The following is a 22894-nucleotide window of genomic DNA, read 5'->3' as shown; positions in this document are numbered from 1 at the left end:
CGTGCAGTTTTACGTTTATATGCGCAGCTTTTCCCTCTCACAAGCTGCGCTTTCTCCGATCATTCCCTGCCGCGATGTAGTATTGCCTCTTGTTTTCATACATTTGCGCATCTGCGGCTTTCAGAAGCGACTCAAAATCCGTGTCCTTTGTGCCGCTTATGGTCGTACCGAGGGACGCGGTAGCCCCCAGTTGGCTTTTTGCCGTTTCCAGTAGTTTCTGAAACGCCGGATGTGTGATGTTTGGCAGAACCGCAATGAACTCATCTCCGCCAAGCCGATACACATGACGCTTTCCGAACACAGATTTCAGCGTCTGTGCGGTCTGCACAATGGCTTTATCACCGGCGTCATGTCCCTTTTGGTCATTTATTTCCTTTAGGCCATTTAGGTCGCACATGACAACCGCCAGGGGAAAGTACTTCCCCAGCTTTTCTGTGTACGCCCAATCCAGTGCTTTTCTGTTTTTACAATCTGTGAGCTGGTCATATAATGCACTGTGCTCCAGTGCATTCGCATTATCGCGCAGTCTTATCATAAAAGAGACCATAAACTCGATCATATCCATCTCATTCGAAATCTCGTGCAGTTTCTCTTTGGGAGGATTGTCCACACCGTAGAATCCGACCATCTTGCCGTTGATTTTGATTGGCCCTGTCACAAAGGTATTGACACCCTGGGGTTTCAGCCGTTCATAGATAGCTTCGCTTGTTTTTTTGCATTCTTCAATGTCATGGATGATGGCATTGTTGGATTCTTGATATTGTGCACACCATGTTTCAATGATGCCTTCATACGGCACATCCTGCAGGTTATCTTTTTCTTTGGGTACGCCCGCTTTGCACCACTCGTAGGTGTTGTCAAACGTTCCGCGGTGATTCTGTTCAAAGATGTACGCTCGATCGGCGGTCACACGCTGTCCGATATACTCCACCAGTTGATTCAGTACTTTGTCCGGAGTTGCTTCCGAAGCGGCATACCGAACCATGTCCGTGAGAAATCTCTCGTAATTCAGGAGTCGTTCCTGCGATTCGCGCTTGCTGACTTCCAACGCTTCCATTTCCTTATGGTACAGAATTCTCTGGAGCTTGCTTCGCATCATCGTGGCAGTCATAAACATACTCAGCACCCCGTACAAAATAACATTCACGAGGTTTTTGGATAGAATTGGGTTATGCTGCGCAAAGAAAGCAAGTCCGATATAGAGCAGCATACTGCTCAGAATCAGCCCGTTCATGACCGCCGCTCTAGCGGTAAACAGCAGCGGCGCTACCATCATGAACACAATGTAGTTGACCGTGAGCTCCTCCGGCGTAATCACCGTTCCCGTAATAATGCCGAACAGCAACAGCGCGGCAAAAAAGCTGTATACAACCAGCTCTTTCCCCAAGAAGCTACTAAGTTGACAACGAGAAATGCAAAAATAGAGCAAAGAAAGGAACGTATAGGCCAGATACACCCATTTATATTTTCCGATACTCAGAGAAACCGTACTCAGCAGCGTTATGACTACAAAGGCAACAAGCGCCACAACAGAATACAGCCGCATGGCTTTCCAGTTTTCTTCCCATGCATTCCGCTTTACTTTCTCATATTCACAACGACTAAACATAAACAAGGAAACGATATTATTCATACGTATTATTTCAATCTCTGTTTTATTGCTACGTTGCCCGTCCATAACAAACATCTGAATATCCATCAGAATCAGGCCATAGTCACCGGGTTCAAAACAACCTAAATTAGGTTTTATCACTCTCCAGCAATAATTCAAGAAAACCGATACCGATCTTTCGGGTATCGCCGGGCGTATTTAGTCAGATTCATCCCAATCAATCGAGCATCACACTACGGATAGACGACCTAAACGGCAAGGGAGCTCCAGGGGATACCGCACTAAGACAAACGGGTCTCTAGGCTCGAAAGGCCGTTCAGGGTCAGGTCGTTGGCGACCGCCGAGACGCGCTCGATGGGAACCGATCCGTCGGATAATGCCCACGTGCGATAGATACCGATAATACCGGACAGCAAAAACGCCAGGTAGTAATCGAACATCTCGTCCTTGAGACCTTGGGGCAGCAGATCGCGCTCGGCAATCTCATGTTCGAGCGGCGCACGAAGACGAGCCATAAAGTCGTCGAGCGGAATGTTTTCAATCAGCTGGCGATTGAGCACCAAATTGTTGCACAGCGCCTCGTTAACGGTTTTGAAGAAGGTCGCCGCCGCTCCGAGTGCGCGCTCGTTGGTGTTACCGCCCATAGAGGAAAGCGTCTTCTCGACTGAGTCGACAATCATCTCGACCACATCCACGGCAATGGCATCGAGCAAGCCGTCCACCGTGCCAAAGTGCACGTAGAAGGTCTTACGGTCGACATTTGCCTCGCGCGCGATGGCGCTCACCGTAATATCGGCGAGGGGCTTTTCCATCAGCAGTCGCTCGAATGCCGAAAGAATCGCATTGCGACTGCGAACGATGCGGCGGTCAAGGCGCGGTTTAGTGGTGGCCATAGACGTGTCCCCTTCATGTCAACTGCCCACCTATAGCTCCTGTACAAGTGGGAGATAATCAACGTAAGAGGATTATCCTACATCTAGCATCGCAATGACGACCATCATTAAGAACGCACGACTCACCAACTGGGCTCTAGGGCCGCTTCTTTTTATTGAGCGCCGCAGGGGAAACGCGGATACCGTCGCCAGTCTGACGAACATAGGTCTTCCGTGCCGGTTTAGAGGCCACAGCAGTCTTTTGAGCATGCTGGTTGGGGTCCACGGTAACCTGAGAGGTTGGATGTGCCTTAACGGACGCAGAAGGCTTCTGAGGAGTGCGCCCGAGCTTGCACATCATACGGTCCCAGCGCGCATGGATACTCTCGTTATGAGCGCTCTTAAGGCCCAAAAGAGGAGCGGCCAAAATGGTCGGCGCGATAAAGGTGATCAGACGCCAAAGCAGATAGCCGGCAGTCGCCGCCGTGCCAAAAAAGTGACCCAGGAACAACGCGAAGCCGCCCTCGGCACCACCGGTGCCGCCAGGCAGCGGGACGGCGGAACTCAACAGCTGTACAAAAGCACTCGCCGCCATGACCGAGAAAAAGTCAACGTCGTACTGACCAAAGGCAAGCATCAAAAAATACGGAACCAGGTAGAAAAACGCCAGCTGCAACATGGTGATGACGACCGTGAGCAGCATGGACGAAAAATGGCCGGCAGAGAGTTTGAATTTCTCGGAGAACGAGTAGATCTCGCCATCGACAAAGGTACGCCAGCCCTCGATCTTAGTAGCGGAAACGCCCATGCGCTCGAGCCAATTGATAATACAATGTGCAACGCGCGTGACGGTCTTGGGCATCAACGCCACGGCAAAGATGCCAAGAAGAATGCAGCAGTGGCCGCCAAAACTAAAGACGCAAAGCAGCGTCATGTCGCCATAGCGCTCGGCGAAAAACGGCATGCGGGCGAGCAGCAGAATGGCACCCCATGCCACCAAACCAAACTGGTACACGATAAAGCGGGTGAATTGCGTGGCACCCGCTTCGCCCACATTTTGGCCGGCTTTGGTCAGGCGATAAATCTGGGCAGGCGTGGAGCCCATCATCATGGGTGTCAGGTTGCCAAAGAAGATGCCGCTCGCCTCGACCGAAATGAGGTCGCGGATGCCGACAGGCGAATTGGGATCGAGCCATACGGCAATCGCGTACGCCACGATGCCAAAAAACAAGTATAGGAACATGCAGAAGCACGCGGCAGCGAGCCACGGCGCCTGAACGCTAGCCATGGCGGCCCAGAACTGACCCATCTGACCGGTCACGACCAAATAGACGATATAGCCCACCAGCACAATGCCAATAAAGATGGCACCACGACGTGCGCTCTTGTTGTCATCGCCGCCCGAAACATCGACTTGAGGCTTTGGGGTATGCTGAGAGGACTCCGTCATGAGGCTCCTTCTGACCGTCAATGTATCTGGCCTATTGTACCCGTATGAGAGATAAGCAAAACGTAAAGCTATGGGGCAAATGGGATTAACAGACAAGCCCGCAGGTAATAAAAAAACCCGCCCTTCGAAAAGAAGGTCGGGTATCCAAAACTTGGTAGCCCGTACCAGATTCGAACTGGTGATCTCCGCCTTGAGAGGGCGGCGTCCTAAACCGCTAGACGAACGGGCCATAAGCCTCAGCAGAAAAGAAGTGGTAGCCCGTACCAGATTCGAACTGGTGATCTCCGCCTTGAGAGGGCGGCGTCCTAAACCGCTAGACGAACGGGCCACATGACATCTGCACTGCCGTGCTGCGAGGACATATATTACGGGACAAAAAACGCGAGCGCAAGAAGAAATTCCAAATTGGCCCAAATTTTGTCGTGAGGTTATGGAACACACAGGTCAACCTGGTAGCTCATTTGGGACGGGGCTTTTTTAGCTACCCCTGCCAGAATCACTATTGTTCGTCCTATTGACAGCGGGGGTAGCTAAAAAAGCCCCGTCCCAAATGAGCTACCCCAGGTTGAGGTGGGCCAGAAGTGCCTCGCGGGTGTTGGGAATGTTCTTCTCGATCACGGCGTCGAGGGCGACGTTGAGAAGCTGTCCCAGCTCAGGCCCCGGCTTGACGCCGGCGCGAATCAGGTCCCCTCCGTTAATGCCAAGCATCTTAAGCGTATAGGGCTCCCCCGCTTCCAACAGTTCGTGGGCGAGCGAACGCATCTCCTCGATCGTCTCGACGTAATAGAAGCACGACGGTGCCTTACCCAGCGTATCGGCACGCTTAAGGTCCATAAGCTCGTCAATCAAACGCGGCGTGTCGACGCCCTCACCCGAAAGCGAGCGCATCATATTGAGCAAACAGGAGCGCTCGGGGCGCAACGGCTTATCGTGAAACCTGATAAGCAGACACACGTCGCGAACCAAATCGTGCGAAAGCGCCAAGCGATCCATAATAGCGCGCGCTTTCTTGGCACCAAGCTCAGGATGACCGTAAAAGTGGCCGCTGCCCGCATGATCGACCGTAAAGCAATCGGGCTTGGAGACATCGTGCAAAAACGCTGCCCACATTAAGCTCGACGAAGGCGCCACACCGTCACACAGCGCCAGCTCCCCCGCTACCGTCAAAACGCGAGCGATATGTTCGTAGACATTAAAGGCGTGGTAGACGCTGCGCTGGTCAAACCCACGAGCCGGCGCAAGCTCGGGCACGGCGGCGCAAACAAGCTCGGGATAGCGTAGCATCGCGTCTCCCCCGTGGCCGGTCGATAGAATCCCCTCGAGCTCAATGCCCACGCGTTCGCGTGCCACGGCATCGAGCAGCGGCGAGCACTCGGCAAGCGCCTGCTTGGTCTTAGGCTCGATCATAAAATCCAGACGGCAGGCAAAACGCACGGCGCGCAGCATGCGAAGCGCATCCTCATTAAAGCGACGCTTGGGATCTCCGACGGCACGAATCAGCTTACGCTCCAGGTCGCCCTGGCCATCATAACGGTCGACAAGACCGCGCTGGGGATGCCAAGCCATGGCGTTAACGGTAAAGTCACGACGTGCCAGATCGTCCTCAAGCGACGCCGCACGCTCCACACTCTGGGGATGGCGACCATCGGTGTAAAAACCGTCCAGGCGATACGTCGTGACCTCAATACGCTCATCGTCACAAAGGGCGGTAATGCCGCCAAATTTTATGCCCGACTCAACCACCGCAATGCCGGCTGCCTCGAGCGCCGCCTTGGACTCTTGCCACAGGCCGCTACAGCACATGTCAACATCGTGGCTGGGACGTCCCATCAGGGCGTCACGCACCCAACCGCCTACGAACCAGGCCTCGAGACCGGCGTCCTCAAGCGCACGTAGCACACGCAGGGAGGCATCTGTGGGCTGCGTACCGTTGAGCGAAACATTACACATACCTATGGCCTCCTACGCTTGCAAGCGTTAAACGATGGTTCTCAAGCAGTCTAGCAAGAAACGAGCGTGAGCGCACATGGAATCACATCATCGATTCGCGCGAACGAGACAGCAGAGCCCATGCGGCCAACAGATAAAAACACCCGCCTCGAAGATCCAAAGCGGGTGATCGGCAACGATATGTCTAAACGGTTAGCAGACCTGGCGAATATCGATGTGCTTCTTATATTCGTCCACCTTGGCAAAATCGCCCAAACCAGGGCACTCGACCACGTTGGCACCGGTTGCCATCGAGAGGCGCAGGGCGTCCTCGACGCACTCGGGGGCATCGTGCCACACGGACAGGAAGGCGGCAAGCGAGGAATCGCCGGCGCAGACCGTCGAGAGCAGCTTGACCTCAAAGGTGCGTTTGGCAAACCAAATGTGCTCGCCGTTGGAGAAGTACGCGCCGTCGCCACCAAGGGTCAGCAGCACATTCTTAGCGCCCTTGGCGTGCAGCTCAGCCATAGCGCACTTAACGGACTCGTCGTCGCCACCGCTCACCTTAATGCCAAAGATGTCAAGCAGCTCGTCGTCGTTGGGCTTAATGAGCAACGGCTCCATGGCAATGAGATCGGCCAGCTGATGGCTCGAAATATCGAGCACGAACTCGGCACCCTTTGCCTTAACACGGCGAAGAACCTCGGCCAGGAAACCCTCGGAGGTGTTGGGGGGCAGCGAGCCGCTAATGACCAGGCAGGTCATGTCGTCGAGCGAGTCGATGAGCTCAAACATCTCCTGCTCGTTGGCAGCATTGATGGCAGCGCCTGCATTGACCATGTTGTACTCGATATCGGGACCGGCGTTGAGGAAAACGTTGACGCGCGTGATGCCGTCAGTCCACACGGGCTTGACGGGCACACCCAGGGCCTCGGCGCCCTTGACGATATACTCGCCTGAGAAGCCGGCAAAAAAGCCCAGGATCGTGGTGTCGACACCGTAGTGATCGAGGGTGAACGAGACGTTGAGACCCTTGCCATTGGGCGTATAGACCGCGTTGCGCGTGCGGGTGACGGTGTTGGCGGAAAGTCCGTCGCAGGAAATGTTGTAATCAATGGCGGGATTTGCAGTGAGCGTGTAAATCATGAATGTTCCTTTCACAAAGCAACGTGATAATGAAAGTATATTCCACGTCTTGTGAAAAGACCATAGCAACTCGGCGAACAGTGTAGAACGCGTGCAGGTCGACAGAAAAGCAGCAAGGCGGGGCAAAAAATCAGGAGTGCTTGCCCTGAAGCTCATTTGCAATTTACAAATAAGCGCCCCGGCTTAAACCGGGGCGCCATATGGTCAAGAATATGTAGCGTTTCGCTTACTTGCGATCGAGCTTGCGGACAGCAACGCGCTTACTATACTCATCGACGTGACCGAAGTCGCCGATGCCCACGGACTCGGCAACGTTGGCGCCGGTGGCCATAGCGAGCTTCATGGCCTCCTCGACGTTGTCGCGATCCCTGTACCACTTGTGCAGGAACGCAGCGAGCGTGCAGTCGCCGGCGCAGACGGAAGAGACCAGCTTGATGTTGAACTCACGCTTAGCGTACCAGATGTCCTCGCCGTTGGAGAAGTAAGCGTCGCCGCGGCTACCACGGGTGAGCAGCACGTTCTGGACGCCGGCATCGTGAGCCATCTTCATAGCAACGCGGACCTCGTCGTCGGTGTCGACCGGCACGCCAAAGATGGCCTTCATCTCGTGATGGTTCGGCTTGATGAGCAGCGGCTTCTTGTGAGCGAGCTCCTTGAGCTTGTCGGAAGACAGGTCCAGGACGACGTCGGCGCCACGAGCCTGAGCGTGATCCATGACCTGAGCCAGGAAGTCGGGCGTAGCTTTGGGAGGCACGGAGCCGGAGACGATCAGGCACTCAAGATCGCCCGCGGTGTCCAGGATGTTGTAGAGCTCCTTCTGGTGCTCCGGCGTAATCGGGGCGCCGGGGTTAAGGATGCCGTACTCGTGCTGGCCATCGTTGACATAGGTGTTGATACGCGTGATGCCGTCGGTCCAGACCGGGCGGCACAGGCAACCCAGGTTCATGACCTCCTCGACGATGAACTTGCCCGTGAAGCCGGCGAAGAAGCCGAGCGCGACGGTGTCGACGCCCATCTTCTTAAAGGCGAAGGACACGTCGAGGCCCTTGCCGTTAGCCGTGTAGCTGGCCGAGCCGGTGCGGACGTTCTCGTCGGGCTCGAGCGGAGAGCTCGAAACCGTCATGTCGACAGCCGGGTTAGCGGTTAGCGTGTAGAACATTTACAGTACCCCCTGTATATTTGAGGGCCGCGCGGCCAGCCCATTCCAACCACGCGGTTACCTCTGATACCAAATTAGCGAGCGGCAGCCTCAAGCAGCGCCTTGACCTCTTCGGCAGTGTTGCAGGCGAGCGCCTTCTCGGCGAGATCGTCGCACTCGGCCTTGGTCCACTGGCTGATGGTCTTGCGGGCGCGAAGGATAGACGGAGCGCTCATCGAGAACTCCTCGAGGCCCCAGCTGATCAGCAGCGGCTCAAGCAGCGGATCAGCAGCGGCCTCGCCGCACATACCGACCATGATGCCAGCCTTGACGCCGCTCTCGATGATGTTCTTGAGCGAGCGAAGCACGGCGGGATAGTACACCTGGTACAGGTTAGAAATGGTGTCGTTACCACGGTCGGCACACATGGTGTAGCCGATCAGGTCGTTGGTGCCGATCGAGAAGAAGTCGGCGACCTCGGCCAGGCGGTCAGCGATCAGCGATGCGGCAGGCGTCTCGACCATGATGCCGACCTCGATGTTCTCGTTGAACTTGCGGCCCTCTTCGGTCAGCTCGGACTTGCACTCCTCGACGAGCTCCTTAACAGCCAAGACCTCCTCGACGCAAGTGACGAGCGGGATCATGATCTTGACATCACCGAAGGCGCTGGCGCGCAGCAGAGCGCGGAGCTGCACCTTGTACTGGTCGGGGTTGGCCAGGCAGTAACGCACGGCACGGAAGCCCATGAAGGGGTTCTCTTCCTTGACCATGTGCAAGTACGGGATCTCTTTGTCGCCACCCACGTCAAGCGTGCGGATGATGACCGGAGCGCCATTGAGCGCGCTGGCAACCTTGCGATAGGCGTTGAACTGCTCCTCCTCGGAAGGAAGCTCGGCGGAGTCCATGAACAGGAACTCGGAGCGGAACAGGCCAATGGCCTCGGCGTCGTGATCGAGCGCGTTGGGCACGTCATCGGGGTTACCGATGTTGCAGGCAATGATCTTCTTGATGCCATCGGCAGTCACGGACGGCTTGCCACGGAAAGCCTCGAGGGCTGCCTTCTCGGCAGCGAAAGCCTCGGCCTTGGCGGTGTAGGCGGCGAGCGTCTCCTCGTCGGGATCGGCCTCGACGATACCCTTGCCACCGTCGACGACAACGGTCATGCCGTTGCGCAGCGCGGTGCAGCTGTTGGCAACCGAAAGGACAGCCGGAATCTCGAGAGCGCGGGCGATGATCGCGGAGTGCGACGTGCGGCCACCGGTCTCGGTGACGATACCGGCAACGTGAGCCTTATCGATCGTGGCGGTCATGGACGGCGTAAGGTCGTGCACGACAACGACAGTGTTTTCGGGCAGGACGGAGAGATCGACGACCTCCTTGCCCAAAAGCTCGGCCAGAATACCGGTGCGGATGTCGGCGATGTCTGCCGCGCGGAGGCGGAACATCTCATCGTCCATGGACAGGAACATGTTCTCAAACATGGTCGAGGTGTCCATGAGCGCCTGCTCGGCGCAGGTGCCGCCGTCAATGGCGGCGTTGATGGCGTCGGTCATGCCCGGGTCCTGAGCCAGAACAATGTGTCCGCTCATGATCTCGGCCTCGGCCTCGCCCACCGTCTCCTTCATGTGGTCGGCCTGAGCCTGGGTCTTCTCGCAGAAGACCGAAAGAGCGGTCTGATAGCGCTCCTTCTCTGCTGCCGAATCAGCAACCTCGTACGGCTCAAACGTCAAGTCGGGTTCGACGGCAACCATGACGGTGCCGATACCGATGCCCTCGGAAGCGTTGACTCCCTGATACATTCCTATTCCTCTCTCCGTGTCATGTGATAAAGCGTTTTGCCATATCCATGACAAAAGAGCGCAGTTCCCTTTAAACAGGTCACTGCGCCCCCAAATATGAACTTAGTTGTTCAACATGCGACCCGTTTGAGTTCTACTCGCCAAGACCGCTCTTGATGAGCTCGATGGCAGCAGCCAGAGCCTCGGCCTCGTCAGCGCCGTCGCACTTGACCTCGACCTCGGTACCGCAGGGGATGCCGGCAGCCATGAGGGCCATCGGGGACTTGCCGTTGACCTCCTTCTCGGGGGTGACGACCGTCACGTCGCAGGCGAACTTGCCCCTGGTGGAGGCGAAGAGGCCAGCCGGACGCATGTGAAGACCCTGAGGATTAATGAGGGTAGCCTTCTCAGAAACCATAATTGACTCCTTTTTTGTGTTTAACCCCTATCAGCCATGCGACAGGAGCCATATTCACGACGTTGCTTATATTAACTCACATCAAACGGTTTTTCATTATGTTTCGCACGAATTGTTGGACAGATGTGTTTGTCGTCCGCTTGCTCGCCCACAGGGGGCCGGGCGCGGCCAGTGAGATTTCCTGCTCTACAGTCCTGCTCGCACGAAGAGCACATTAAGTGCTCTTCGGCTCGTGCGGAACTCGCGATAAATCTCACAGGCCGCGCCCGGCCCCCTGTGGGCGAGCAAGCTGCGGAAACTCGGTCGGTCCAGAGCAATATCGTGCGAACGAAAGTTTGGCTGATAATTTGTTCGCCTGGTTGATCTGGTTGATGGGGCTATCTATGCCCTCTTGTGAACTGAGGAGTATCCCTAACTGTCGGCAGGAAGGAAATGACCCTCAGTACCGGGTTACTTGAAAAAGGCGGGGACCCCTGATGGAGTCTCCGCCTTATATACAGGGGGCGATGTTATTCGCAAGCTGCGGGATTAGACCAGACGGGCATTGATCGTCTTAGCGATCTCGGCAGCGTCGGTGGAATCCTTAACGGTGGCACGGAAGCCCTCGTCCATGAGCGCCTCGGCGACCTTGGACAGGATCTTGAGGTGCGTGGTGCCGGCCTGGGCACCGGGGATGAGCAGGGCAATAGCCACGTTGACGGGAGCGCCGTCCATGGTGTCCCAACCGGTCACGCCAGAGTCGTCCTTGACGACGATGACGGCGGCCTCGGTAATGGCATCAGACTTGGCATGCGGAATAGCGAAGCCCTCCATCATGCCCGTGGTGCCCTCGGCCTCGCGGGCCAGGAAGGCGTTCATTACGGCGTCGGCGTCGTCAGCGATACCGGCCTTGACAGCCTGGTTGGAGACAAAGCTCAGGGCCTCGTCACGAGAAGCAAAATCCTCGGCGACAAAAACGTTCTCGACCTTCACGAAGTCGGAAGCCTCAGCCTTGGGGGCCTCGACGGCAGCGGCCTTGGGAGCCTCGACCGGCTTAGCGGCAGCGGCGGGAGCGGCCTTCTGTTTCTTCTCGAAGTCATACTTCTTGAAAGCAACGAACAGGATGCCACCGACCACGGCGCCGATGAGGATCGCGAGGACCCACAGCGGACCGTTCTCGACAACGGGCAGGACCAGGAAACCACCGTGAGGCGCCGGATCGTGGACGTTGAACATAATGGTCAGGATCGAGGCGATGGAGGAACCGAGCATCATGATGGGCATGACGGGCCAGATGTTCTTGGTCATGAACGGAATGGCGCCCTCGGTGATGTGGGTGCAACCAAGGATGAGGTTGACGATACCGGCGTCATGATCCTCCTGGCTGAAGTACTTCTTGCCGACGATAACGGCGAAGGTGGTGATCAGCGGCGGAACGATGCAGGCGGCGGAGACGGCAGCCATGAAGTTGGTGCCGAAGTTATAGGTGTCGGTGCCGACACCGGCAGCCAGGGCCTCGGTGAGCATAGCGGTACCGGTGACGTAAGCAGCCTTGTTGACCGGGCCGCCCATATCAAAGGCGCACATGCAGCCAATGGCAAGACCCAGGACAACAGCGCCAGAGGCAGACAGACCCTTGAGGAAGTCCATCATGGCGGTGTTAATGGCAGCCATGGGGCCGGAGATGCCGAGCATGACCAGACCGACGATGGCGGTCGAGAACAGCGGGTACAGGAAGATAGCCTTGAGTCCGTCCAGGTTCTTGGGAAGCTTGGCAAAAACCTTCTCGAGCAGCAGGATGACATAGCCAGAGAGGAAGCCGCCGACGATGCCGCCCAGGAAGCCAAAGCCCACGCCGGCACCGCCGGCATCGATCATGCCGGTCTCGGCATTAACGGGCAGGCCCTGGATGGCGATCATACCGGCGACAAAGCCGGGAACGAGCGCCGGGCGCTTGCCGATGGACTCGGCGATATAGGCGGAAAGCACGGGAACCATGAGGTTCATGGCGATGCCGCCGATGATCTTGAGCATAGCGGCAAAGCTGTTGTAGTCGGCAGCCGTCGAGTCGAAGGACGTGATGCCCCACAGGAACGAAACGGCGGTCAGAACACCACCGGCAACGACGAAGACCAGCATGTGGCTGACGCCGTTCATGAGGTGCTTATAGATGATGTGACCGATGGACTCCTTCTCCTCGACCTCATCCTCGACATCGGCAGCAGCCGCAACCGTGTCGTCGCCCTTGGCGGCGAGAGCGCGGTCGATCAGCTTGCCGGCAGCCTCGACGGACAGGGCCTTGGAAACACCGACGGAAACCATGGGCTTACCGGCGAAACGCTCCGCCTGGACATCCTTATCGGCTGCGACGACGACGGCCTTGGCACCGGCGATCTCACCCTTCGTGAGTTCGTTCTCGACACCGACCTGGCCATGAGTCTCGACCTTAATGGTCAGACCGCGCTCGGCAGCTGCCTTCTCCAGCGCCTCCTTCGCCATGAAGGTGTGCGCGATGCCGGTCGGGCAACCGGTGGCGGCGATGATGTCAAACTTAGCCATGTGTCCCTCCTTCTTGAGTTCTGCGCCCGCGGGCGCTCCCCTACACGCGCTACGGTGCGCGCTTTTCCACTCCTGAAAGATACCAAGCCACCGCTTATATGAGAAGCAATCAAGCCTATTTCTCCGGTGAAAGGTTCTTTCACAACCGTAAACGGTCGATGAAAGTTTACCATCAACTTTTGAAACAGCAAGGTGTATCTTGTAATTGAAATCCCCGTATACTAGAGCGGCACACAACAAGACAGCTTTTAATGCCAACCAGGAGTCATCCATGTCCGATAGCAGCAAGAGCGCACTCTCCCTTATTAGCACGCACAAGGGATACAGCGAGTCCGAGCAGCGCATTGTCGACTATATCCTAGAGCACCAGTCCGAGGCACCGCTCCTAACAGCCGCGCAACTCTCGCGCGCCGCCGCAACCTCCGAGGCCACCGTCTCGCGCTTCTGCCGCAAGCTGGGCTTTGGAAGCTTTCGCAGCTTTCAGTTTTCGCTGGCGCGCGACCTGGAGAGCCAGCGCAACGAGGGCCTGACCGACGAGGTCTCGCTCGATAATATGGAGCAGAGCCTCAAAAACATCCTCGCCGCAAAGGTCAGTGAACTCAATGCGACCATCGATGGCATTGATCACGATACGCTGGCAGCCGTCGTGCACGCGTTTAAGAACGCAGGGGCTATCGAGTTTGCAGCCGTAGGTAATACCAACGCCGTTGCGCTTGACGCGACGTTTAAGTTTTCGCAACTGGGCCTTCGCTGTATGTCAAGCACCATCAGCGAGACATCAATCGGCTTTGCGCTCACGCTACGCCCCGGCGACGTTATCGTGCTGATCTCGAACTCTGGCAAGTCGCGTCGACTGAATCGCATGGCAAAAGCGGCTCGAGGCTGTGGTGCCACCGTAGTCGTCATCAGCAGCGACAGCAAGTCTCCGCTTGCTCGCCTAGCCGACTACACCTTTAATACCGTGAACCACGAGGCGCTGCTCACCACGGGCGACTTTGCGTTCTCCAAGATCAGCGCCACGATGATCATCGAGGTTATCTACAACTTCCTGCTGCCCGAAATCGAGGACGCCCGAGAGCACATTAGCTACTACGAGGAGCTTATCCAGCCGGATAAGGTCGTGGAATAGAAATTTTAGCGAGCCGACAAACGCCACTCGCCACGAAACCGGCCCATCTACTACGTTTTATCAGTATGGCCCAACCACATACCGAAAATAGAAAAACCGCAGGCGTTCTACCTGCGGTTTTCTTTTTGCAATTCAAGGCGTGGTTGCCGATAGCCTATTAAACGTAGTAGATGGGCCGGTTTCGTGGCGGCCGGATCGAACATACATGTAACGGCTCGGCCTAAGCACGCGCTTCCTCGAGCATCTGCTTTGCGTGGGCCAAGCTCGCCTCCGATTGATCGCCGCTCAGCATACGGGCGATCTCTGCGGTACGGGCGTCCCCGGCCACCTCATCCAGATGGGTTTGGGGAACGTCGCCGGGCTCTTTGCTCACCACGTAATGTTTGTCGGCCATGACGGCGACCTGCGCCAGGTGCGTTACGACAATCACCTGATGCGTTGCGGCAAGATCTGCCAGAACGCTCGCAAGGGCGCGTGCAGTAGAGCCACCAACACCGGCATCGACCTCGTCGAACACCAACGTATCCACGCCGTCCGCGTTACCCAAAACAACCTTGCTCGCCAACATGACACGGCTCAGCTCACCACCAGACGCAATGCGGCGCAGGGGGCGCGGCGTCAATCCGGCACCGCTACGATACAAAAGCTCGTAGCTCGAAGGGCCCGCCGGCGTCCACTCGGCGCGCGGAAGATCGCGCGAGTCCCAAACGAGCTCGGCGCCGCCCATCTCCAGGCGCGCCATCTGACGGCCAACCTCGTGGCAAAAGCGCGGGGCTGCCGTATTGCGTGCGCGCTTAAGTGCCTTGGCGGCGGCGAACAGTTCGCGCTCTGCCGCGCCAAGCGCTTCGCGCGCCTTCTTAATCTGCTCATCACCATCGTCTACCAGCGACAACAGCTCTCGCGAGCTATCGCGCATGGCAAACACGTCGTCCATGGTGGGACCCCACTGACGCAAAAGTCCCTTAAGATCGGAATACCGCTCGCGCATACGAGCCAGCTCGCGCGGATCGAAGGCGACCCCATCTCGATAGGTACGCAGCTCGTTGGCACAATCCTCGAGCGAGATGCAGGCATCCGAAAGTGCATCGGCGATAACACCCAGCTTGCGATCGACAGTAGCCATACGCGAAAGCTCCGCGACGGCACTGTTCACGGCATCGAGTGCTCCCCCTTCGGCAGCAAGCGACGCATGGGCATCGTTGGCCGTTGCCACCAACACCTCGGCATGCTCGGAGCGCGGCAGCAGCTCCTCGAGCTCCTCATACTCACCCGGCTTGGGGTCGACCTCGGCGATGCGCTCGAGGGCAAAACGCGCCTCCTCGACACGACTCCCCTGCGCGCGTGAGGCCTCTTCGACGCGACGGACCTCTTTGGCAGCCGCGCGCGATGCCTTAAGGCAAGCACGATAGCGATCGAGCGCCTCGAGCGCCGGGCGCCCCGCCCATGCATCGACCATGGCAACATGATGCGCCGGGTCGAGCAGGCGCTGGTGCTCGTGCTGGCCGCAAAGATCCATCATCACGCCGACGCGCTCCGAAAGCTCACGCACGCTGGCGATGCGGCCGTCAATTTTTACGCGGCTACGGCCCTCGGCAGAAAGGCTGCGCTGAACGGTGAAGCCCTCCGTGTCGTGCGGGCCGTCAAACAGGCGCGCCTCGACGTTGGCAAGCGTCTCGCCCTCGCGCACCGTCGACGAATCCGCGCGCTCGCCCAGAATGAGCTTAAGCGCCGAGAGCAACGCAGTCTTACCGGCGCCGGTTTCTCCGGTCAGAACCGTTAAGCCCGCGCTCGGAACCAACGTCGCCTCGCGAATGAGGGCAATGTTGGAAACCTGCAGCTCATCGATCATGACGCACTCCGTAGAACACGCGGCTCACCGAGTTATAGAAGCTCTCGGGGCCGTAATCCAGCAGCAGAACATCGCCGGGACCGCGACGCACGGCCACGCTCTCGACCGTGCCATCGCAGGTAATAAACTGTCCATCGATGGCGATCGCAGGCACGCTCGGGCGGTCATCGGACATAAAAATCTCGACGACATCGCTTGGCGAGGTCAAAAAGGCGCGAGCCTGAATGGTATGTGGGGCGATGGGCACGCAAACCATGCCCGTGTAATCGGGACTGACGATGGGGCCGCCGGCGGAAAGCGCGTAGCCGGTGGAACCGGTCGCTGTCGAAACGACGACGCCGTCACCGCGCAGGCGGTCGATATGATGGCCAGACACCGTGATGTCGAACTCAACCATATCGGACAGGGGCCCGCGCGTAAGCGCCATATCGTTAAGGGCAAACGTGCGCACGACATCCTTCGTGCCATCTTCGCACACCGAAACGATATCCGCGGCGAGGGTGGCGCGGCGACTCACATGGAGCTCACCGGAAAGGGCATCGCTCACGACCTGCAAAATATCGCGATCCTCGGGGCTCGCAGCCGTCAAAAAACCCAAATGACCATAGGAAAGGCCCAGAATGGGGATCTCGCGGTAGTTGAGAATGCGGGCGGCACGCAACAGCGTGCCGTCGCCGCCGAGCGTAATGACCAGGTCGGCATCGTCAACATCGGGCGCACGCTGGATCTTGGAACGCTGATCGGCAGCCCATGCGACCTCGTAGCCCTGGCGCGAAAGCCAAAGCTCGAGCATCAGGCCGCTCTCGACCGCCTCTTGCTTGTAGTAATTGGGAACCAGAAAGACCTTCATAGCGTTGCAGCTTTCTCGCTCAAAGCCGTTACCTGTGATTGCAGTTCATCGTCGGCGCGCTCGCCAGAGGCAAACCTCGTGCCGTACAGGAAAAACTCGACGTTGCCCTTGGCGCCATGGATGGGCGACACGCACACGTCGAACGGAAACAGGCCCTTGGCGGCAAAGAGCTCAATCGCCGCCACAAGCGTATCGCGGCGGACGGAGGGGTCGGTCACGATACCGCCCTCGCCCACCAGCGCAGCCGGCGCCTCAAACTGCGGCTTTACGAGCGTGCAGAACGAACCCGAAGGCTTCAGGCACGCCAACACGGCGTCGATGATATTCGCGATACTCGTAAACGACACATCGCAGACAGCCAAGTCGATAGCGCCGCCGTAGCCAAGCTCGGGCAGTTGTGTCACGTTGGTGCGCTCATGGAGCGTCACGCGCTCGTCTTGGCGCAGCGACCAATCAAACTGAGCGCGACCCACATCGACCGAAACGACCGTTGCGGCGCCACGCTTGAGCAGGCAATCGGTAAAGCCGCCCGTGGAGCAGCCCACATCGAGGCAAGCAAGGCCCATGGGATCGATCTCAAACGCATCGAGCGCGCCCTCGAGCTTGAGCCCGCCGCGCCCCACGTAGGGAATACGGCCCTTCACGTGCAAGGGCAGACCGGGCGTCACCTTAAGGCCCGGCGAGGTCAAACGCTCGCCGCCACTCGAGACCAAGCCGGCCATAAGAGTGCGAAGGGCATCCGCGCGATCGGCGCAGATGCCCTGTGAAATCAGTTCGTCATCGAGACGCACGCGTTTCATGAATGCCATCAACCATTCGTATCCGGAGACGCGGCCTGGCTATCCTGGGATTCGTTTGCCGCATCCTCATCGTATTCCTGCTCGAGCTTATCGGCCTCACGAGGCGTCAACTCAAACTTGTCGACCATATCGACCGCACGGGAGCCAAGTTCGATCGCCTCGTCAAACAAATCGAGCGAACGCTCCAAGGACGTATCCTTGGAGCGAACGGTAGCGATGATCTGGTCCAAGCGGTCCGAGATCTCGTCGAAGTTGCGGACGGAACCCTCTGGCATGGCTACTCCTCGGCGGTACCGGTCTCGACCTCGGCGACCTCGGCACCCTCGTCGAGAACGCCGGCCGCAGCCTGAGCGGCGGCAACCTTGGCGGCAGCCTCGGCGGCCTGGGCCTCCTCGCGGGCGCGGTCCTCGGCCAGCAGCTCCTGATACAGGTCCTCGCCCGGCAGCTCCTCGCTACGCGCGATCTTGCCCAGCACGCCATTGACAAACGACGCGGACTGGTCGGTGCCATAGGCCTTGGCAAGCTCTACAGCCTCGTTGATCACGATGGCGTCCGAGACCTCCTCGTCGGTGAGGAAACGCATCTCATAGACGGCGATACGCAGCAGATTGCGATCGGCGCCGGGCATGCGCATAAGATCCCAGTTCTTGGCGATGGAGCGCAGGGCGCAGTCGATGCGGTCGATATACTCGTAGGCACCGCGACACAGCTCCAGAGCGTAGGGGTCGAGGGGACCCTTCGAGATCAGGAAATCGCCCTCGAGGACGCGCTCGAGCGGGCTGTCCGTCGCCTCGGCCTGGAACAGCAGCTGCAGCGCTTGACTGCGGGCAAGCGTACGCCCGCGATAAACCTTAAGGCTCAAAGGTTACTCCTTGGGGAAAACGAGGCCGTCGATGCACACGTCAACGCGCTCGACCTCGACGCCTACCTGGGCATCGATAGCTGCGACCACGGCGGAGCGAACGGCCTCGGCGAGTTTCTTGAACGGATAGCCAAAGAACACCACGACGCGCACGGTGAGTGCGAGCTTGTCGCCGATGACCTCGGCCTCTACCGGCGGCTCGGAAGCCGGGGCCTTGGACGAAAGCATCATGGAGACAAGGTTGGTGGCAAGGTCCTTGACGCCCACGGAGGCGATGCCCTCGACATCCGTGACGGCGCGCGAGACGATGGCGGTCAGAACATCGGGCGAAATACCGATGCCGTCAATCTTGATTTCCTGGGGCATGAGTCCTCCTAGAAGAGTTGGTTGCTAGACGCGGGAGACGAACTTGCCGTCGCGGGTGTCAACCTTGATGACCTCGCCCTCGTTGAGGTACATAGGGACCTGGATGACAGCACCGGTGTCGATGGTGGCCGGCTTGGTGGAACCCTGAACGGTGTCGCCCTTAAAGCCCGGGTCGGTCTGGACGATGGTGGTCTCGATGAACATCGGCGGGGTCACGCCCATGAGCTCGTCGTCGGCGAAGAGCAACTGGCAGGTGTCGTTCTCGCGCAGCCACTTGGAGTTCTCGCCCACCATGTCCTCGGGAACGGGAACCTGCTCGTAGGACTCGTTGTCCATGAAGATGTAGTCGGCGCCGTCGTTGTAGAGGTACTGGAACTCACGGGTGGTGAGCATGACGCTCTCGAACTTGGTACCGGCGTTGCAGGTGTTCTCGACGACACGACCGCTCTTGATATCGCGGGTCTTGTAGCGCACAAAAGCACCGCCCTTGCCCGGCTTGACGTGCTGGAACTCGACGATGGTGTAGACCTTGTCCTTAATGCGGAGACCGAGGCCGTTCTTGAAGTCGGCGGTAGAAATGGTAGGCATAGCGACCTTTCTTGTTATGGGTAGAACGCACAAGCGTCCAAATTACATACGAGCGAAATTATACACTTGCAGGCGGCGCCTGCGGCGAGCGCATAAAAAGAGAACGCGGGGCGCCCGAATCATTTCGGACGCCCCGCTTCCATAATCGAACTGAATGGCTTAGCAGTCGATGACGTGCAAGTCGTGCGGGGTCTTGGTGAAGGGCTCATACCCGTTCTCGGTGACAACACCGTAATCCTCCAAGCGCACGCCGCCCACGCCGGGCAGGTAGACGCCGGGCTCCATGGTGACAACCGAGCCGACCTCGATGATGTTCTTGCTGCGGTTGAAGTTGGGCAGCTCGTGGATGTCGATACCGACACCATGGCCCAGGCCATGGTTGTAGTAATCGCCATAACCGGCATCGCCGATGATCTTCTTGGAAAGCTTGAAGATATCGTTACCCTCGACGCCCGGATGGATAGCGGCGACGCACTCCTCGTGGGTGCGGCGCACGAGCTCGTACAGGTCGAGCTGTTCCTGCGTGGGCTCGCCCATCACGACGGTACGCGTCATATCGGAGCGATAGTCGCAGTAGCCCGCGCCATAATCCATGAGGACGAAATCGCCCTTCTCGATGACACGGTCGCTCGGGACGGCATGCGGGTTGGCGGTGTTGGGACCGCTCGCGACGATGGAGCCAAAGGCCAAGCTGTCGGCACCGTTGGCGAACATAAAGTTCTCGAGCTCGTTGCGGACCTGCTTCTCGGTCATACCGGGCTTAATAAAGCCGAGCATGTGCTGGAAGGCGGCATCGGTGATCGATTGCGCGTGTCGCATGAGCTCGATCTCCTCGGCATCCTTGATGGCGCGCATCTTACGAATGTCGTCATGCATCAGCGGCAGCATGCAGGCGACGGAGCGATCCTCAAGACCACGCTGAATACCCTGGTAAAAGTTAATCTGCATGTCATCCTCGACGGCGCAGACACGACACTTGTTGGCCGCGATCTTGCCGGCAACCCAACCGGGGATGGTGCCCTCGTCCATGTCGTAGACCCAGGGGCTGCCGGCGGGCGTGTTCTCCTCAAAGCTGTTGAGATAGCGCGAGTCGGTATGGAACAGGCACTGATCGGCCGTAATAAATGCGGCGTGCGGAAACTCGAAGGTGTAATCGAAGACGCCCTTCACACCCGTGAGCCAACGGAGGTTGGCCTCATCGCGCACGACGATAGCATCGTAGCCGCGCTCGACCATCAGGGCACGGACACGCTCGATACGACCGGCAGGACCGGCAGCAAACTCAGACATTCAGATTCCTTTCTTATTGTCCTCAAAAAGAGCAGGACGGGCTTCAAACGAATAGCCGAACCACAAGCGATTCGCAACCGATTGAAAACCCGCCCCTCAAAATGATACGAAAGACGATGGATGTCAATAAAGTTAAAAAAGTTCCTTGCGAGAAGCCAGATACGCCTGCGCATGGCGTTCGAGAATCTCGTCTTCGACATTCGTCAGGCGAATGGCGCCGAGCGCCGCGGGCAGCGGCAGCATGCTGCGGTTTGAGCGGGCAAACTGCTGCTTGCGGAACTCCTCGATAAACGCGGTGGGCTCCAAGTCGAAGGCAAGCTCTTCGATGCCAAAGTCCTCCAGGCAATCGTCGACCTCAAACACATTGTCGATATCGAAGTCGCAGGCATCATGTGCTAGGCGCGCCTCAAAGCGCATACCCTCGGAAAGGAGCTGGTATGCGGGAACGTTAGCCGCGGCCTCGCCCAGGCAGGCGCGAAGGGTGCGCTCCCCTGTCTTACCAAAATCGAGTGCATGGCGAGCACTGGGGTTCGTGGCCATGAGCACGTCTTTGCGCGCGGTCTGGGACCACTGCACAGCATTGACGAGCGCGATCTCCTCGCCGGAAAGAATCTCGGGAACAGTCTCGGTAAACTGATTCCAGCGGGACTTGCTGCTCGAAAGCATGGTGCCAACAAGCACCGCATAGCCGAGCTTGAGATCCTCGGGGTCCGCCTCGCGAACAAGGTCGAGGTCACACACGACCAAGCCCGATTCGGGACGGAACGCGATAGCGGGAAGCGCATTCGACGACGAGGCGACGAGCGGCTTCATGGTCGTCGCGACCGTGAGCATGGCGTCGAAGGTCGTCGGCAGCAGTGCGCACTCGGTACGACCGCACCACTGATTAGCACACCAGCTAACAACCGAGCAGGTTGCGGCATCACCAACGGCGACAACCAGATCGTCGCAGGTAATGCCGTTGGCAGATAGGGCGCCAAAGATGGCATCGGCATCGGCCAGCGTGGCACCAGCAGGCGAAACCTCGAGTGGGAGCTGCGACACGACAAAACCGGCATCAACCAGCGCATGCTCGACGACCTCGTCAAAACGCTCTGACGTGGCGTCGTTCCAAACCACCAACGCGCGCTTAGGCTTGCCCACAGCCGAGGCAAACATGCGCGACAGCTCCTCGAACGCGCCCAATCCGACGCGAACATCGATACTGCGGTTTTGGAAATTGATCAGTTGACGGCGAATCATAGCAGCCCACGCTCCAAAAGCATCTCGGCACAAAGGTAGGAAACGTCCTCGAAGGACTTGTTGCGAATATCAAGGGTAATATCGGCGGCCTGGCGATATAGCGGACGGCGATGCTCAAACAGGCGCGCGGCATGCTCGGGCGAACGGAAATCGGGACGCGTGTCGGACCGACGAATCTGGCGAATCGAATCCTCAAAGTCACCTTCGAGATACACGCAGATTCCCATCTGGTGCATAAGCTCAATATTTACCGGAGTCTCGACGATACCTCCGCCGCAGGAAACCAGCAGGCTGCGCTCGCTTTGGAGCGAACGGAGCGCCGAGGTCTCGAGCTCGCGAAAACGCTCCTCGCCCTCGGTCTCAAAAATCTCGGTCACCGATTTACCGCAACGACGCACGACAAGGCGGTCGGTATCGATAAAGCGACGTTTGAACATAGTGCCCACGTTGCGCGCAAGCGTCGATTTGCCCGCGCCCAAAAAGCCGATAAAGAAGATATGGTCGCAGCCGTGTTTGGTGTGCTGGGACATAGCGAGACCTATTCCTCGCAGGGAAGGTCGCGCAGGGCCCGGCGCTCAAAGATACGGAAGATCTGCGTATACCACAGGTCCTGAGTGGCCTGCGGCTTTACCAGGATGGTATCGACGCCGGCAAAATTGCCGCTCCACACATCCGTGTAGAGCTGATCACCGATCAGCACCGCCTCGTCGGCCGTGGCGCCGAGGCGCTTAAGACCCGCCTTGAGGGCAAACGGAGCCGGCTTCATGGCGTGGCTAATGGCCTCGAGTCCCAGCTCGCGCGCAGAGCTCATGACCTGGTCGCGATGCCAGTTGTTAGACACCATGCACAGCTTAAAGCCTTTGGCGCGGGCGGCATCGAGCCAAGCGGAAACCGCGGCGGGAACCTGCTCGGTGTCGCGCGGCACCAGGGTGTTATCGCGATCGAGCAGAATGGCGCGTTTGCCGTCGGCCCACAGGGTATCAAGATCGATGCGGTCGACGGATGCAACATATCGTTTGGGGCTGAAAATCCTCATG

At 58.2% G+C, this 22894-nt stretch carries 21 protein-coding genes and 2 tRNA genes; 1 reads left to right on the top strand and 22 read right to left on the bottom strand.

Features of this window, described 5'->3' with window-relative positions:
• Positions 1-37: 37 nt before the first annotated feature.
• The 11 genes from FYJ40_RS02660 to FYJ40_RS02610 form a co-directional block, all read right to left on the bottom strand.
• Positions 38-1699, bottom strand: a complete 1662-nt coding sequence (locus FYJ40_RS02660; protein ID WP_154515569.1) for a GGDEF domain-containing protein — start codon at positions 1697-1699, stop codon at positions 38-40.
• 194 nt (positions 1700-1893) lie between these two features.
• The gene (locus tag FYJ40_RS02655) at positions 1894-2505 is read right to left on the bottom strand and encodes a TetR/AcrR family transcriptional regulator (protein WP_154515566.1); all 612 of its coding nucleotides are present in this window, start codon (positions 2503-2505) and stop codon (positions 1894-1896) included.
• Positions 2506-2641: 136 nt separating this feature from the next.
• Positions 2642-3934, bottom strand: a complete 1293-nt coding sequence (locus tag FYJ40_RS02650; protein WP_154515563.1) for a lysylphosphatidylglycerol synthase transmembrane domain-containing protein — start codon at positions 3932-3934, stop codon at positions 2642-2644.
• Between the two features lie 152 nt (positions 3935-4086).
• A tRNA-Glu gene (locus FYJ40_RS02645) sits at positions 4087-4163 on the bottom strand.
• 22 nt (positions 4164-4185) lie between these two features.
• Positions 4186-4262 (bottom strand) — tRNA-Glu (locus FYJ40_RS02640).
• 227 nt (positions 4263-4489) lie between these two features.
• Positions 4490-5884, bottom strand: coding sequence for a CCA tRNA nucleotidyltransferase (locus FYJ40_RS02635; protein ID WP_154515560.1), 1395 nt, complete (start codon positions 5882-5884; stop codon positions 4490-4492).
• 192 nt (positions 5885-6076) lie between these two features.
• A complete protein-coding gene (locus tag FYJ40_RS02630; RefSeq protein WP_154515557.1) occupies positions 6077-7009 on the bottom strand; it encodes a 1-phosphofructokinase family hexose kinase in 933 nt (310 codons plus the stop codon).
• A gap of 226 nt (positions 7010-7235) precedes the next feature.
• Positions 7236-8168: a 1-phosphofructokinase family hexose kinase gene (locus FYJ40_RS02625; RefSeq protein WP_154515554.1), complete on the bottom strand. Its 933-nt coding sequence runs from the start codon at positions 8166-8168 to the stop codon at positions 7236-7238.
• 74 nt (positions 8169-8242) lie between these two features.
• Positions 8243-9946 (bottom strand): phosphoenolpyruvate--protein phosphotransferase, encoded by a 1704-nt coding sequence (gene ptsP / locus FYJ40_RS02620; RefSeq protein ID WP_154515551.1) that lies wholly within the window; start codon positions 9944-9946, stop codon positions 8243-8245.
• Positions 9947-10079: 133 nt separating this feature from the next.
• Positions 10080-10343 carry an HPr family phosphocarrier protein gene (locus tag FYJ40_RS02615; RefSeq protein WP_154577079.1) on the bottom strand — a complete coding sequence of 88 codons (264 nt, stop codon included), beginning with the start codon at positions 10341-10343 and terminating at the stop codon, positions 10080-10082.
• A 528-nt stretch (positions 10344-10871) separates the two neighbouring features.
• A complete protein-coding gene (locus FYJ40_RS02610) occupies positions 10872-12881 on the bottom strand; it encodes a fructose-specific PTS transporter subunit EIIC (RefSeq protein ID WP_154515545.1) in 2010 nt (669 codons plus the stop codon).
• Positions 12882-13152: 271 nt separating this feature from the next.
• Between FYJ40_RS02610 and FYJ40_RS02605 the strand changes: the two genes are divergently transcribed.
• On the top strand, positions 13153-14010 hold the full coding sequence (locus FYJ40_RS02605; protein WP_154515542.1) for a MurR/RpiR family transcriptional regulator: 858 nt from the start codon (positions 13153-13155) through the stop codon (positions 14008-14010).
• 220 nt (positions 14011-14230) lie between these two features.
• Here the strand turns inward: FYJ40_RS02605 and FYJ40_RS02600 are convergent, their stop codons facing one another.
• The 11 genes from FYJ40_RS02600 to FYJ40_RS02550 all read right to left on the bottom strand — a co-directional run bounded on the left by FYJ40_RS02600 (position 14231) and on the right by FYJ40_RS02550 (position 22893).
• Entirely contained in the window at positions 14231-15859 is a 1629-nt protein-coding gene (locus FYJ40_RS02600; RefSeq protein ID WP_154515539.1) for a DNA repair protein RecN, read from the bottom strand.
• Positions 15849-16709: an NAD(+)/NADH kinase gene (locus FYJ40_RS02595; protein ID WP_154515536.1), complete on the bottom strand. Its 861-nt coding sequence runs from the start codon at positions 16707-16709 to the stop codon at positions 15849-15851. Before FYJ40_RS02595 ends, FYJ40_RS02600 begins: the two co-directional genes overlap by 11 nt.
• Positions 16706-17509 (bottom strand): TlyA family RNA methyltransferase, encoded by an 804-nt coding sequence (locus FYJ40_RS02590; RefSeq protein WP_154515635.1) that lies wholly within the window; start codon positions 17507-17509, stop codon positions 16706-16708. Before FYJ40_RS02590 ends, FYJ40_RS02595 begins: the two co-directional genes overlap by 4 nt.
• Before the next feature lie 8 nt (positions 17510-17517).
• Positions 17518-17784: an exodeoxyribonuclease VII small subunit gene (locus FYJ40_RS02585; protein WP_154515533.1), complete on the bottom strand. Its 267-nt coding sequence runs from the start codon at positions 17782-17784 to the stop codon at positions 17518-17520.
• A 2-nt stretch (positions 17785-17786) separates the two neighbouring features.
• Positions 17787-18371 carry a transcription antitermination factor NusB gene (gene nusB, locus FYJ40_RS02580; RefSeq protein ID WP_154515530.1) on the bottom strand — a complete coding sequence of 195 codons (585 nt, stop codon included), beginning with the start codon at positions 18369-18371 and terminating at the stop codon, positions 17787-17789.
• A 3-nt stretch (positions 18372-18374) separates the two neighbouring features.
• A complete protein-coding gene (locus tag FYJ40_RS02575; RefSeq protein WP_154515527.1) occupies positions 18375-18737 on the bottom strand; it encodes an Asp23/Gls24 family envelope stress response protein in 363 nt (120 codons plus the stop codon).
• Between the two features lie 24 nt (positions 18738-18761).
• Entirely contained in the window at positions 18762-19325 is a 564-nt protein-coding gene (gene efp, locus FYJ40_RS02570) for an elongation factor P (RefSeq protein WP_154515524.1), read from the bottom strand.
• A 159-nt stretch (positions 19326-19484) separates the two neighbouring features.
• Positions 19485-20615 (bottom strand): Xaa-Pro peptidase family protein, encoded by a 1131-nt coding sequence (locus FYJ40_RS02565; protein WP_154515521.1) that lies wholly within the window; start codon positions 20613-20615, stop codon positions 19485-19487.
• 132 nt (positions 20616-20747) lie between these two features.
• A complete protein-coding gene (locus FYJ40_RS02560) occupies positions 20748-21857 on the bottom strand; it encodes a hypothetical protein (protein ID WP_154515518.1) in 1110 nt (369 codons plus the stop codon).
• Positions 21854-22387 (bottom strand): shikimate kinase, encoded by a 534-nt coding sequence (locus FYJ40_RS02555; protein ID WP_154515515.1) that lies wholly within the window; start codon positions 22385-22387, stop codon positions 21854-21856. Before FYJ40_RS02555 ends, FYJ40_RS02560 begins: the two co-directional genes overlap by 4 nt.
• 8 nt (positions 22388-22395) lie before the next feature.
• A complete protein-coding gene (locus FYJ40_RS02550; RefSeq protein ID WP_117646451.1) occupies positions 22396-22893 on the bottom strand; it encodes a YqeG family HAD IIIA-type phosphatase in 498 nt (165 codons plus the stop codon).
• Position 22894: the final 1 nt, after the last annotated feature.

The organism is Collinsella sp. WCA1-178-WT-3 (M1) (assembly GCF_009696325.1).
In the GTDB taxonomy this organism is placed as follows: Bacteria; Actinomycetota; Coriobacteriia; order Coriobacteriales; family Coriobacteriaceae; genus Collinsella.
This window is presented reverse-complemented; position numbering and strand designations above follow the sequence as displayed.